General features: G+C 62.3%; 14 protein-coding genes. 10 read left to right on the top strand and 4 right to left on the bottom strand.

Features of this window, described 5'->3' with window-relative positions; genetic code table 11:
• The first annotated feature begins 288 nt into the window (after window positions 1–288).
• From pbpC to EN749_RS17990, 6 genes are all read left to right on the top strand, one after another.
• Window positions 289–2,379 (top strand): penicillin-binding protein 1C, encoded by a 2,091-nt coding sequence (gene pbpC, locus EN749_RS18015; RefSeq protein WP_128363632.1) that lies wholly within the window; start codon window positions 289–291, stop codon window positions 2,377–2,379.
• Between the two features lie 60 nt (window positions 2,380–2,439).
• Window positions 2,440–3,192: a M15 family metallopeptidase gene (locus EN749_RS18010; RefSeq protein WP_128363633.1), complete on the top strand. Its 753-nt coding sequence runs from the start codon at window positions 2,440–2,442 to the stop codon at window positions 3,190–3,192.
• A 220-nt stretch (window positions 3,193–3,412) separates the two neighbouring features.
• Window positions 3,413–4,438 (top strand): sulfate ABC transporter substrate-binding protein, encoded by a 1,026-nt coding sequence (locus EN749_RS18005; protein WP_127271865.1) that lies wholly within the window; start codon window positions 3,413–3,415, stop codon window positions 4,436–4,438.
• A 21-nt stretch (window positions 4,439–4,459) separates the two neighbouring features.
• Window positions 4,460–5,311 carry a sulfate ABC transporter permease subunit CysT gene (gene cysT, locus EN749_RS18000; protein WP_013530875.1) on the top strand — a complete coding sequence of 284 codons (852 nt, stop codon included), beginning with the start codon at window positions 4,460–4,462 and terminating at the stop codon, window positions 5,309–5,311.
• Window positions 5,304–6,188 (top strand): sulfate ABC transporter permease subunit CysW, encoded by an 885-nt coding sequence (gene cysW / locus EN749_RS17995; protein WP_127809946.1) that lies wholly within the window; start codon window positions 5,304–5,306, stop codon window positions 6,186–6,188. The genes cysT and cysW overlap by 8 nt, the downstream gene beginning before the upstream one ends.
• Window positions 6,189–6,201: 13 nt before the next feature.
• Window positions 6,202–7,242, top strand: coding sequence for a sulfate/molybdate ABC transporter ATP-binding protein (locus EN749_RS17990; protein WP_127381770.1), 1,041 nt, complete (start codon window positions 6,202–6,204; stop codon window positions 7,240–7,242).
• A gap of 15 nt (window positions 7,243–7,257) precedes the next feature.
• Here EN749_RS17990 and EN749_RS17985 read toward each other — a convergent pair whose 3' ends face one another.
• Together EN749_RS17985 and EN749_RS17980 are read right to left on the bottom strand one after the other, a co-directional pair.
• The gene (locus EN749_RS17985) at window positions 7,258–7,656 is read right to left on the bottom strand and encodes a type II toxin-antitoxin system VapC family toxin (protein ID WP_127809945.1); all 399 of its coding nucleotides are present in this window, start codon (window positions 7,654–7,656) and stop codon (window positions 7,258–7,260) included.
• Window positions 7,657–7,929, bottom strand: a complete 273-nt coding sequence (locus tag EN749_RS17980) for an antitoxin (RefSeq protein WP_127271402.1) — start codon at window positions 7,927–7,929, stop codon at window positions 7,657–7,659.
• 228 nt (window positions 7,930–8,157) lie between these two features.
• Between EN749_RS17980 and EN749_RS17975 the strand changes: the two genes are divergently transcribed.
• Together EN749_RS17975 and EN749_RS17970 are read left to right on the top strand one after the other, a co-directional pair.
• Entirely contained in the window at window positions 8,158–9,144 is a 987-nt protein-coding gene (locus EN749_RS17975; RefSeq protein ID WP_127271870.1) for a sulfate ABC transporter substrate-binding protein, read from the top strand.
• A 257-nt stretch (window positions 9,145–9,401) separates the two neighbouring features.
• On the top strand, window positions 9,402–9,851 hold the full coding sequence (locus EN749_RS17970; RefSeq protein ID WP_013530871.1) for an Rrf2 family transcriptional regulator: 450 nt from the start codon (window positions 9,402–9,404) through the stop codon (window positions 9,849–9,851).
• A gap of 116 nt (window positions 9,852–9,967) precedes the next feature.
• Here the strand turns inward: EN749_RS17970 and EN749_RS17965 are convergent, their stop codons facing one another.
• Window positions 9,968–10,834, bottom strand: coding sequence for an NmrA family NAD(P)-binding protein (locus EN749_RS17965; RefSeq protein WP_128363631.1), 867 nt, complete (start codon window positions 10,832–10,834; stop codon window positions 9,968–9,970).
• A 43-nt stretch (window positions 10,835–10,877) separates the two neighbouring features.
• The gene (locus EN749_RS17960; protein WP_127270225.1) at window positions 10,878–11,300 is read right to left on the bottom strand and encodes a DoxX family protein; all 423 of its coding nucleotides are present in this window, start codon (window positions 11,298–11,300) and stop codon (window positions 10,878–10,880) included.
• A gap of 119 nt (window positions 11,301–11,419) precedes the next feature.
• On the opposite strand from EN749_RS17960, the gene EN749_RS17955 reads away from it, so the two are divergent.
• Complete coding sequence (locus EN749_RS17955; RefSeq protein WP_128363630.1) at window positions 11,420–12,325, top strand: LysR family transcriptional regulator; 906 nt, start codon at window positions 11,420–11,422, stop codon at window positions 12,323–12,325.
• 172 nt (window positions 12,326–12,497) lie between these two features.
• The coding region (locus EN749_RS17950) for a hypothetical protein (RefSeq protein WP_128363629.1) at window positions 12,498–13,522 on the top strand (1,025 nt) is incomplete at its 3' end.

Raw genomic sequence — 13,522 nt, 5'->3', positions numbered from 1 at the left:
AACAAACCGAAGCCGCTCATCCATGATGCCAGTCTCTCGCCAAACCATCGCCGGTCCTCCCGGCGGACAAGAAAACTGTCACCCATCTAATCAGTCCATTCTGTTACCTATCTATCCGGTTCGGACACCGGGCATTTCTCCCCGTATAGTGACGGGGAGAAAGAGGCCTGCAACAAAGCTTTCGCCAACTTTGAACGTTGCGGGAAAAGCGCCAACGGCCATGACAGCACCCTTCTCCCCGTCACTATACGGGGAGAAGGTGGCGGCAGCCGGATGAGGGGCGGCGCCATGCTTTCCAAGAAGTTCCTTCGTCGCACGACCGTTGCAGGAGCCTCCCTCATTGGACTCACCGCAATTGCCGCCACCACCCTCTGGGCGCTCGACCGTGCCTTCCCACCCCCGCTTCCAGCCGAACTCACGGTCTCCACCGAAGTCCAGGACCGCGACGGCGAATTGTTGCGCGCCTTCGCCACGCCGGACGGCTACTGGCGGCTCGAAACCCGCCTCGACCAGGTCGACAAGCAGTTCGTCGACATGCTGGTCACCTACGAAGACAAGCGTTTCTGGGACCATGAAGGTGTCGACGTGCTGGCGCTGGCCCGCGCCGCCGGCCAGTTCGCCACCAGCGGCCGCATCGTCTCCGGCGGCTCGACGCTTTCGATGCAGCTTGCCCGGCTGATCGAGCCGCGCGAAAGCCGCAGCCTCGGCTCCAAGGTCAAGCAGATGCTGCGCGCCATCCAGATAGAGCGGCGGCTGTCGAAACGCGAGATCCTCGAACGCTACCTGACGCTGGCGCCTTATGGCGGCAATCTGGAAGGCGTGCGCGCCGCCTCGCTCGCCTATTTCGGCAAGGAGCCGAAACGGCTCACCGTTTCCGAGGCCGCCCTGCTCGTCGCTCTGCCGCAACTGCCGGAAAAGCGCCGGCCCGACCGCAATTTGAAGATCGCCCACGCCGCCCGCGACCGGGTGCTGACCCGAATGGTCTCCTCCCGCCTGCTCGGCGAGCGCGAGGCCGCACGGGCCGCCCTCGACGATGTCTCGGACCTGCGCCGCACGCTGCCGGCGCTCGCCGCGCACGCCGCCTATGCGATGTTGCCCAAGGCCGTCCCCGGCCAGCCCTTGCAGCTGACGATCCGCAAGAGCGTCCAGGAGGGGCTGGAACAGGTGGCGAGGGACGCGGCCACCAAGCTCGGCCCCCGCCTCTCGGTCGCCATGGTGCTGGCCGACTCCCGCACCGGCGACATCCTTGGTGAAGTCGGCTCGGCCAATTTCTTCGACGCCAGCCGCTCCGGCTGGATCGATATGACAAAGATCGTCCGCTCGCCCGGCTCGACGCTGAAGCCCTTCATCTACGGCCTGGCCTTCGAACAGGGCCTGGTGGCGCAGGAAACGCTGATCGACGACAGCCCCGTCGATTTCTCCGGCTACCGGCCGAAGAATTTCGATATGGGCTACCAGGGCGATGTCAGCATCCGGCAAGCGCTGCAATTGTCGCTCAATGTGCCGGCGATCCGCGTGCTCGACGCGGTCGGGCCAACGCGGCTGATGGCGCGCTTCCGCCAGGCCGGCGTCAGCCCCATACTGCCGGTCAACGAAGCCCCGGGCCTGGCCATCGGTCTGGGCGGCGTCGGGGTGACATTGCGCGACCTCGTCCAGCTCTACACAGGGCTCGCCAATGGCGGCAAGACGCACACGCTGCATGACGGCACCGAGCCTGCCGATGCCGAGCGCACCAGCGCCACCATCCTCGACGGTCAGGCCAACTGGCAGATCATCGACATATTGTCAGGGGTCAAGCCGCCCGAGGGGGCCTTGCAGCGCGGCATCGCCTACAAGACCGGCACGTCCTACGGATACCGCGACGCCTGGTCGGTCGGCTTCGACGGCCGCTACGTGCTGGGCGTCTGGGTCGGCCGCCCCGATGCCGGCGCGGTGCCCGGCCTTTCCGGCTATGTCTCGGCGGCTCCCATCCTGTTCGAGGGTTTTGTCCGCTCGGGCCTCGCCACCGTCCCCTTGCCGGGCAAACCGCCCGGCATGTTCAGCCCCAGACGCGAGGACCTGCCGGTGACGCTCGCCCGCTTCGGCGCCGGGTCGGATGGCCTGGTGCAGGCGACGGTGAGCGAACCCGCACCGACCATCATCTTCCCGCCTGACGGCGCCCGCGTCGATCTCGGCACCAATTCGGCCGACGCCTCGCCACTGGTGCTGAAGCTGCAAGGCGGCCGTGCGCCGTTCCGCTGGCTCGCCAACGGCAAGCCGCTGGCAGGCATCGATCGTCGCCGCACCGCGACCTGGCAGCCCGACGGCGCCGGCTATTCGACGCTGACCGTCATCGACGCCGCAGGGCGTGCGGCGAGTGTGAAGGTGTTTGTCGAATAGACGGCTGCAAGCGATTCATAGGCTTAGCTTTCCAAGGCAGAGGATAGCAGACACTTGCCCATGGTTGTTCCAAGGCACCCCTCGCGCAATCCGTTCTTGTCGGCAGCCTCGGCACTGGCAGCAACAGTCCTTGTCGCGGCAACCACCCTCCCCGCTTTGGCCGATGCCCTGCCCGCCGGCTTCGTCCGGCTCGCCGATGTCGATCCCTCGATCCGCCAGGACATACGCTACGCCGGATCGGACAATTTTCTGCATCGCAAGGTGGACGGCTATGACGCCCCGGCCTGCATCCTCACCGAGCAGGCGGCAAAGGCACTGTCCGCCGTCCAGAAAGCGATCGCCGCCAAAGGCCTGACCCTGGTGTTGTTCGATTGCTACCGCCCTGCCCGCGCCGTCGCCGACATGAATGAATGGACGCGCGATGGCGGGTCGCCCGATCCACAATGGTATCCGAAGGTCAGGCGCAGTGAGCTGATCGCCAAGGGTTATGTCGGAGAACTATCGACCCATTCACGTGGCTCGACCGTCGATGTCGCCGTCGCCCGGACGGACCGCAGGTCCAGCCCGAACCAGGCCTGCGGCGCGGGCGATGCCGACACGCTCGATTTCGGCACCGGTTTCGACTGCTTTGATCCGATGAGCGAAACCGCCCACCGCGGCCTTGCCAGTGAAGCGGCGGCAAACCGCAAGATGCTTGTCGACGCCATGCGCGCCGGCGGCTTCAAGAACTATGCAAGGGAATGGTGGCACTTCACGCTGAAAAGCGAACCGTTCGCCAGACAGCGTTTCGACTTTCCCATCACCGCAGATTGATCCACCCGACCAAATTCCACACCTTGCCTCGGCACCGCCCCTTGCTAGATAGGCTGAGTGGCCGGGCCATGGATTCTTCCTTAGGCCGCAAGAGGAAAATATTTCTCCTAACGGCGAAATAGCGTCGAACATTTTCTCAAGAGGGGCAAAAAAGGCAACATTGAATGCATCTAATTTCTACCAATTCGGTAGATTTGGCGCGGGTTCAACGGAGGCAGAAATGACCAAACCTCATTTCAGGAAACTGCTCGGCGCACTGGTCGCCACATCTGTCCAGTTCGGCACGCTCGGTTTCGCGTTTGCCGATACCACCATTCTCAACGTGTCCTACGATCCGACACGCGAGCTCTACAAGGCCTATGACGAAGCTTTCGTCGCGCATTGGAAGGCCGAGACCGGAGAGACCGTCACCGTCCAGCAGTCGCATGGCGGATCGGGCGCCCAGGCCCGCGCCGTGATCGACGGCCTCGACGCCGATGTGGTGACGCTGGCACTTGAAGGCGACATCAACGCCATCGTCTCGAAGGCGAAGAAGATCAATCCGGACTGGCGCACCAAATTCGAAAACAATTCAGCGCCTTACACCTCGACCATCATCTTCCTCGTCCGCAAGGGCAATCCCAAAGGCATTCACGACTGGAGCGACCTCGTCAAGGACGGTGTCCAGGTGATTACGCCCAATCCCAAAACCTCCGGCGGCGCGCGCTGGAACTATCTCGCCGCCTGGGCCTACGCCAACGCCAATGACGGCGGCGACGAGGCCAAGACCAAGGAATTCGTCGGCAAGCTCTACGCCAATGCTCCGGTGCTCGACACCGGCGCGCGCGGCTCGACCGTGACCTTCGCGCAAAAGGGTCTTGGCGATGTGCTTATCGCCTGGGAAAACGAGGCCTATCTGGCGCTCGACGAGTTCGGTGCCGATAATTTCGACATCGTCTACCCGCCGACCTCCATCCTGGCAGAACCGCCGGTGGCGGTGGTCGACGCCAATGTCGATGCCAAGGGCACGCGCAAGGTCGCCGAAGCCTATCTGAGCTGGCTCTATTCCAAAGAAGCGCAGACGATCATCGCCAAGAACCATTATCGTCCTGCCAAGCCCGATCTGGTGCCGGCCGAGGACCTCGCCAAGCTGCCGCCGATCAAGCTCGTAACCATCGACGATCCACAGTTTGGTGGCTGGAAAAAAGCACAGCCTTATCATTTCGGCGATGGTGGTATATTCGACCAGATCTACAAGCCCCAGTAAGCAGTCGATATTCAGGACGACATGACCACAGCACCCGCCCAGGCGGGGTGGCGATTCAGGCAGCCGAGCGTAATTCCGGGTTTCGGATTGACGCTCGGCTTCTCGCTTGCCTACCTCACCCTCATCATCCTCATCCCGCTATCCGGGCTGCTCTGGCGCTCGGCCGCCCTTGGCTGGCCTGAATTCTGGGCGATCGCCACCGATCGCCGCACCATCAATGCGCTGAGAATCAGCTTCGGCACCGCCTTCGTCGCGGCTGCGGTCAACGTCGTCTTCGGCACGCTGGTCGCATGGGTGCTGGTGCGCTACCGTTTCCCCGGCCGCCGCATCGTCGATGCCATGGTCGACCTGCCCTTCGCCCTGCCGACGGCTGTGGCCGGCATCGCGCTGACCACGCTCTACGCGCCGAACGGCTGGATCGGCAAATTGCTGATGCCGCTCGGCATCAAGGTCGCCTATACGCCGCTCGGTATCGTCATCGCGCTGATCTTCATCGGGCTGCCCTTCGTCGTGCGCACCGTGCAGCCGATCATGGAGGAGATCGACAAGGAAGTGGAGGAAGCCGCCGCCACGCTTGGCGCCAATCGCTTCCAGATCATCACCCGCATCCTGTTTCCGGGCCTGGCGCCGGCCATCGTCACCGGCTTCGCCCTCGCCTTCGCGCGTGGCGTCGGCGAATACGGCTCGGTCATCTTCATCGCCGGCAACTTGCCCTACAAATCAGAAATCGCACCCCTGCTGATCGTCATTCGGTTGGAGGAATACAATTATCCGGCGGCGACAGCGATCGCGGCGATCATGCTCGCTCTGTCGTTCATCATGCTTTTGGTCGTCAATCTCGCACAGTCATGGAGCCGCAAGCGCTATGGCTGACCCGGAGATCAAATCCTACGAACCGCATCATGAAAGCCAGTCGGCGGCGGTCACGGAAAGCCGCCCTGCGCGCCTGGCTCTGATGGCCGTCGCCTTCGCCTTCCTCGGCATTTTCCTGCTCTTGCCGCTGATCATCGTCTTCAACGAAGCCTTCGCCAAGGGCATCGGTGCCTACACCGAAGCGCTCAGCAGTGCCGACACGCGCTCGGCGATCCGGCTGACGCTGCTGGTGGCGGCGATCTCGGTGCCGCTCAACATCGTCTTCGGCATCTCCGCCGCCTGGGCGATCGCCAAGTTCGAGTTCAAGGGCAAGGCCTTCCTGACCACGCTGATCGACCTCCCCTTCTCGGTCTCGCCGGTCATATCAGGCCTCGTTTATGTGCTTCTGTTCGGCGCCCAGGGGCTGCTCGGCACCTGGCTGAAAGCGCATGGCATCGTTATCCTGTTTGCCGTGCCGGGCATCGTGCTGGCCACAATCTTCGTCACCTTCCCCTTCGTCGCCCGCGAGTTGATCCCGCTGATGCAGGAGCAAGGCAATGGCGACGAGGAGGCAGCGCTTTCGCTCGGCGCCAATGGCTGGCAGACCTTCTGGTACGTGACCTTGCCCAACGTCAAATGGGGGCTGCTCTACGGCGTGCTCCTGTGCAATGCGCGTGCCATGGGCGAGTTCGGCGCGGTATCGGTGGTGTCGGGCCACATACGCGGCCTGACCAACACCATGCCGCTGCATGTCGAAATCCTCTACAACGAGTACAACGCCGTCGGTGCCTTCGCCGTCGCTTCATTGCTTGCGGGCCTGGCGCTCGTCACGCTGGTCTTGAAAACACTTCTCGAGATGCGCTACGGCGCCGAGATCGCCGCGACACGCGGGCACTGACAAAGGGACCACTATGGAAGTTCGCGTTGCCAACGTGCGCAAGGAGTTTGACCGGTTTCCGGCGCTTCACGACGTGTCGCTCGACATCAAGTCGGGCGAACTGATCGCGTTGCTGGGACCGTCCGGTTCCGGCAAGACGACGCTGCTCAGGCTGATTGCCGGGCTGGAGCGGCCGACACGGGGAAAGATATTCTTCGGCGACGAGGACGCCTCGCACAAGTCCATCCAGGAGCGCAATGTCGGCTTTGTCTTCCAGCACTATGCGCTGTTCCGGCACATGACGGTGGCGGACAATATCGGCTTCGGCCTGAAGGTCCGGCACGGACCGTCGCGCCCGCCGGCGCAGGAGATCCGCCGTCGCGCCTCCGAGCTTCTGGACCTCGTCCAGCTTTCAGGACTCGAAAAGCGCTATCCGGCGCAGCTCTCCGGCGGCCAGAGGCAGCGCGTGGCGCTAGCCCGCGCCATGGCGATCGAGCCCAAGGTGCTGCTGCTCGACGAGCCGTTCGGCGCGCTTGACGCGCAAGTGCGCCGGGAATTGCGCCGCTGGCTGCGCGAAATCCATGACGCCACCGGCCACACCACCGTCTTCGTCACCCACGACCAGGAAGAGGCGCTGGAGCTTGCCGACCGCGTCGTCGTGATGAGCCAGGGCCGCATCGAGCAGGTCGGCACCGCCGACGATATCTACGACACGCCGAACTCGCCCTTCGTCTACGGCTTCATCGGTGAATCGAGCTCGCTTCCCGTCAAGGTCGAGAATGGCGAAATCTGGCTCGCCGACCGTCCGATCGGGCTTGCCGCGCCCAACGAGCCCTCGGGCGATGCGACGCTCTACTTCCGCCCGCACGATGTCGAATTGCTGGACGGCTGCAGCGGCTGCATCGCCGGCACGGTCGCCGCCAGCCGGCGCGTCGCCGGCACGCGCCGGGTCGAGCTTGAGATCGGCGGAGAGCGCCAGCGGGTCGAAATCGAACTGCCGGTCGATCACCCCGCGGCGCAGAAAAGCCGGGTGGCGTTCCGCCCCGGACGCTGGAAGCTTTTTCCGGCGGCTTGATCCTCTGGTCTATGGCTACGCCAGCCAGTTCTCGACCTTCAGGCCCCTGATCCGGTTGAACTCTCCCGTGTTGGCGGTCACCAGCGTGGTGCCCAATGCACAGGCATGAGCGGCGATAAAAAGATCGTTGTGGCCAATGGTCTGGCCCGCGGCTTCAAGCTCGGCGCGAAGTCCGCCATACTCGGCATCCACCGGCACATCGAGCGGCAAGACAGGAATCTCGGCCAGCAAGTCTTCAACCTTCTTGAACAGCTTGGCCGATCCCTTCTTGGCGCAGCCATATCGCAATTCCGAGGCGACCACGATGCTGGTGCAAACGGCGTCATCTCCCTCGCGCGACATTGCCCTCGCGGCCTTGCCAGCCGGGTTTCGGATCATGTCGCTGATAATGTTCGTATCCAGCATGAACCGCATCTAGAAAATGTCCTCGGATTTGACTGGCGTGTCGTAGATCTCGGGGAAGTCATCTTCAGGATCGAGCGGCGGCTCTTTCGCCCACTGGGCGAGCAACGCGGTGAGGCCAGGTTTGCGAACCGGCTCGATGACAAGACGATCGCCTTCCCGGCTGATCAGGACTTTTTCGCCGGGAAGCTCGAACTCGACAGGAATGCGCACCGCCTGGCTGCGGTTGTTGCGAAACAGCTTCGCCTCCTTGGGCGGCGTTGTTGAATGTCGGCTCTGGGGCATGTTGCAGCTCTTTTGTATATGCCTTTTGTATATGCCATGCAGCGCCGCAAAACAAGGCGCAGAAAAACTCCGACGAAGGTAGCATTCTCCTGGAACAGAATTCCAACATTCATGGACTTAGGCGACATATTTTCCTACGATGAGGCCACGAACCTACGGCGCATGCCTCGTCGCACACCACGCACCCCGGCTATGGTCCCACCATAAATTGCATCGGAGCCTGTTTTCATGAGACGATTTTTCCTCGGGCTTGCCACCGTCGCAGGCCTGTTCCTTGCATCCTCCCAAGCCTGGTCGGCCGACAAACTGCTCAATGCGTCCTATGACGTCGGCCGCGAACTGTTCGTGCAGGTGAACAAGGCCTTCATCGCGCAGCATCCGGGCGTCACGGTCGATCAGTCGCATGCCGGCACTTCGGCGCAGGCGCGTGCCATCGCCGAGGGCCTTGGCGCCGATGTCGTTACCTTCAACCAGGTCACCGACATCGACTTCCTGGTCAAGAAGGACCTCGTCTCGGCCGACTGGCAAAAGGATTTTCCCGACAACGCCTCGCCCTTCTATTCGCTGCCGTCCTTCCTTGTCCGCGCGGGCAATCCCAAGCATATCAAGGACTGGAACGATCTCGTGCGCGACGACGTGCAGGTGATTTTCCCAAATCCGAAAACCTCCGGCAATGCGCGCTACACCTATCTGGCGGCCACCGCCTACGCCAAGGAAGCCTTCAAGGGCGACGAGGCCAAGGTGAAGGAGTTCATCACCAAGCTTTTCAACAACGTGCCGATTTTCGACACCGGCGGCCGCGCCGCGACCACCACCTTCGTGCAGCGCGAGATCGGTGATGTGCTGATCACCTTCGAGTCGGAGACGCGCGGCATCCGCAAGGAGTATGGCGACGGCAAATTCGAGCAGGTCACTCCGACGGTCAGCCTGCTGGCCGAATTCCCCGTCGCGATCGTCGACAAAGTTGCCGACGAGCACGGCACGCGCGATCTGGCCAAGACCTATCTCGACTTCCTCTACACGCCGGAGGGCCAGGACATCGCCGCCCGCAACGGCCTCAGAGCCCGCGACGCCGCTGTGGCGGCAAAATACAAGGCCGATTTCCCCGATATCCGGCTGCTGACGGTGGAAGACGTCTTCGGCGGCTGGGACAAAGTGCAGAAAGAGCATTTCGCCGCTGGCGGCCTGCTCGACCAGACCTACGGCAGCCGCTGAAGGCCGCGATATCTGCGCAGTTGACGGAAAAGCCGGCGCCCTGCCGGCTTTTTTCGTTTTGAACGCCGAAAACCTGGTTATCAGCGGAATATCCGCCTTCTCAGTGCAAAACGTTACAAAGAATCAACGCGTTTGTGCCTAACTGCAATCCGGCGGCTTGTTTTCGCGAAACATCATCGCGCGGCGAAAACGTCATTATTTGCACACAAACAGTCGCCAGATGCGAGTGGTTGGGGCTTCAATGGGTTGATCTGGGCATGCTGACGAAAAAAGGCAAATACGGCCTCAAGGCCCTAGTGCATCTGTCCGGCCTGCCGGCCGGCCAATTGGCTTTCGTCAATGACATCGCGGTGGCCAACAACATCCCGAAGAAATTCCTCGATGCCATCCTTGGCGAGTTGCGCAATGCCGGCTTCGTTCAGAGCCGCAAGGGCAAGGAAGGCGGCTATCGCCTCGCCCGGCCGGCCTCCGAAATCAAGATCGGCCACGTCGTGCGCGTGCTTGATGGGCCGCTGGCGCCGATCCCTTGCGCCAGCCGCACGCAGTATCAGCGCTGCGAGGATTGCGACGAGGCGACCTGCCAGGTCCGCCACATGATGCTGGAGGTGCGGCAGGCGATCGCCGAAGTGCTGGACAATCGCAGCCTTGCCGCCATGCGCGACGCCGACAATGACGATTTCCCGGTTGAACTGACGTCGCAGATATAAACCACTGCAAGCTGACCGCGCTCAGACAGATGTGAGATTCGTGCGTTGAAGGAGGGAGTTCTCCGAATCTCGGGTTTCGAAGCTCGAAATCACGGAGAACCCCATGCAGTTTTGGCCTACCCGTTCACATTTGACGCAGCCTCGAATACAGCGCGTGCGGACGTCGTACCCGCGACGTGCTCCGTACCCGCCACACCGAGGTCCATCCATCCTGCATTCACGGCCTCGTACATTTCTTCGGCAGGTCCGCTGTGGCCCTTCGGGATGCCGAATTGTTCGAGCGCTTCCGCCCACCCTGCACGCGGGATTGCAAAGGCTTTCACGTCGAGATTCAGGACTTCACCCAACTGCTCCGCGACTTCATCCGCGCTGACCATCGAACCAAGCTCGACGATGCGCTGCCCTGACCACGTTGGCCCGGTCAAAAGCGTTGCGAATTCCGCGCCGATGTCGTTCGTCGCGACCATTGTCGATTTCCGGTTTGTCGGATTGTAGAAAGCCGGCAGCGTTCCGCCCTGCGCGACCTGCAACCCGAAAAGAAAATTCTCGAAGAATCCGCCTGCGCGCACAAAAGCAACTGGCGATGTCAGCTCGCGAAAATCTTGCTCCAGAAGGGACAAGGCCGCGATCACCCCGTGCCCGCTGGTTCTGTTCGCGCCCATCGACGAAAGCGCAACCACTCGCGGCGGCGCTGCCTTGGTGAGCGCCTCGACATAGCTTGCAATCACGCCCTTTGCTTCCTTGTAATCGGGCGACGGCGCCCAGACAGGGGGCAGCATGACGAACGCGCCTTCGACGCCTTCGAGCGCCCGCTCGATGGCTGCCGAATCATTCCAATCGCCGTCAACCAGCTCCACGCCCCGGTTCGCCCAGCTCAACGCTTTCTCACGGTCGCGGACCAGCGCGCGCACCTTTTTGCCTTGCGCTAGCAAATGCCTTGCCGTCGCGCCGCCCACTCCCGTGATTCCCATTACTAAGAACATGTGTTTTCTCCTGATGTTGAGGGACAGAACTGCCCCTGTTGGTTCAATGGATGAGCGGCAGAATGGCCCGGATACGGGGATCGCGCAGATAGAGGCCGCCCCAGGTCATCGCGCCCAGAAGCAGGGAAATGATTTCCGGCGGCGATCCCAACTCACCGATGCGGAGATGGGCGCAGATGGCACCTCCCAAAAAGCCCGTCACCAGGATCGCGCCGAGGACGGCGGTGACCGGGATGGCGTAGAGGATGGCGCAGGCGAGGATGATCGGACCCACGACGCGCGTCAGATCCATCGCGAACCCGGTTTCCTGCAACATGCTCGCGACCCGTGCCGGCGCGAAAAGCTGAACAGTGCCGTCTGTCATCAAAGCGATAACGACAAACGCGCTCATTATCCGGCCGGCCCACAGGGCGCGATGCAAGGTCATAGTTTCAGGTGTCTGATGCGGGTTCACAGTTTCGGACACTTGTCATTCTCCGATGGGGAGATCCCATATTCGAAGCTTACTGTGCCTCTCAGGCGTGATAAACACCGAGGAAATGAACCGACTGTTCTCTTTTTGGGGAACAATACCGGGGCACGAAAATACAAAATCTCGAACCCATCCTCATTTTCATAACGGTAGCGGAAATGGGGAGCTTCACCCGCGCAGCCGACAGCCTTGGCATCCAAAAGGGGAGAGCCTCAACGGCGGTCCGGAAGCTGGAAGAAGATCTCGGTGTCAGGCTCCTGCACCGGACGACGCGCAGCGTGCGGTTGACGGAAGACGGACGTGCATTTCATGCCCGTGCCCGCGATCTGCTCGCTGAAGTCGATGATCTGCACTCGATGTTCGCAGGCGATCGCGTGGCACTTCGCGGGCGTTTGCGAGTCGACCTTCCGACCGAAGTGGCGCGCACAACGATCGTGCCGGCCTTGCCGGATTTCATGGCGGCGCACCCCCAATTGGAGCTGGAGGTGTCGAGTACGGACCGGCAAGTCGATCTGGTTCAAGAGGGGTTCGATTGTGTATTGCGGCTTGGACCCATTCGCGACGAAACGCTGATCGCCCGCCCGTTGGGCCTGTTGCGCATGGCCAACGCTGCCAGTCCCGCCTATCTGGCGCGCCATGGCGTCCCTCGGTCGCTGGATGATCTCCAGCGTCAGGAACATAGGACAATTCACTTTTCGACGGTGCTGGGCGCGAGACCCTATGGATGGGAATATCCGGACGGCGACAGCTACGCGACGCTTCAGTTGCCAGGTGCGCTGCACGTCAACAGCGCGCAGACCTACGAAGCCGCCGCCCTCGCCGGCCTTGGTGTGATTCAGGCGCCACTTTTGGGCATTGGCCGATACTTGGAGAGTGGAGCGCTTGTCGAAATCATACCCGATTTTCGTCGACGGGCGCTCGCCGTATCCCTCGTCGTTGCACATCGGAGCAATCTGTCGCGCCGAGTCCGCGCATTCATGAAATGGATCGAAGATGTGCTGACGCCGTATATGGAATAGCGACTGCCGGTCAGCGATCAGCGGTCCGGCGTCGCGGGCGCCAGCTCGCGTTGCACACGCCTGTCCCCCAGGTATAGGGCAAGCGAAATTTGCAGAAGTCTTGAGCGCGGACATGACCTTGCACGTCCCAAGCCGACGCAGTAAAGCGGGGTTCGAAGAACGGGCTGGACCGATGAGGCTTTGGTGGTTCGTAAAATCCCGCAAGGCCGCCCGCAAGCTGCCATCGGCAGCCAGTTTCCGCACTGAAATCATCGCCGACGTCTTCGTCCCGGAACGGGCGGAGGACGTCCGCTTCTTCAGCCGCAAGCTGGTTCACCCCGGCCGGTTTCGCCGCTTTTCCAACAAGGACCTTCGCGAAGGCCTGCTGTCCGTCTTCTATCTCGTGGTGGCAGCGGCGCTGCCGGTGCGCTGGTGGGCGCCGATCTGCGGCCGCATATCGAGGGTTCGCCTCAAGCGCCATATGCGCAAGGAATTCCCGGCCTACGCGGCCGCGACACGCGCGGTGCTTGGCGATGGCATCGATACATGCAAGCTGTTCGAGGGATTGCTGGCGGCGCGCCATCGGCGCCGCCTGCAACTTGCCGCACATCTGGTGGCTGGCCGCTGGTCGCCGACGATCCGGCTGGAGGGACTGGAAGGGCTGCGGTCGGCCTTGCAGCGCGGCCACGGCGCCATCCTCTGGTGCGATCAATTCACCGCCCAGACCATCATCGGCAAGCGCGCGCTATACGAGGCCGGTGTCGAGGCGCATCAGGTGAGCGTCAACACCCACGGTATTTCCGAAAGCGCGTTCGGCCTGCGTTTCCTCAACCCGCCGCTAGTCAATGTCGAAAACCGGTTCCTGAAAAGCCGGGTCGTCTTTGATCGTGACGACGCCTATCAGGTCACCATCCGCATCCAGAAGATCCTGAAGCAGAATGGCGTGGTGACGATGACCAACACCGTCCATGCCGGCACGACTTTCACCGAGGCAGCCATGGGCGAAAGCGGCTGGACGCATCTCGCCTCGGCGCCGGCGAATTTTGCCGCCAGGGGCCGAACCGCCCTGTTTGCCATGTTGACCTTCGAAGTGGTTCCCTTCATCGAGTACCAGGCCGTGCTCTGCCCCGAGTTGACGCCGGAGGCGTCTGTCACCCCGGCGACGGACATGGCCAGGGATGGCGCCAAGAACATGACTGTGCAGGCGCACTACATCCT

Source organism: Mesorhizobium sp. M7A.F.Ca.ET.027.02.1.1, assembly GCF_004022985.1.
Classification (GTDB): Bacteria; Pseudomonadota; Alphaproteobacteria; order Rhizobiales; family Rhizobiaceae; genus Mesorhizobium.
This window is presented reverse-complemented; position numbering and strand designations above follow the sequence as displayed.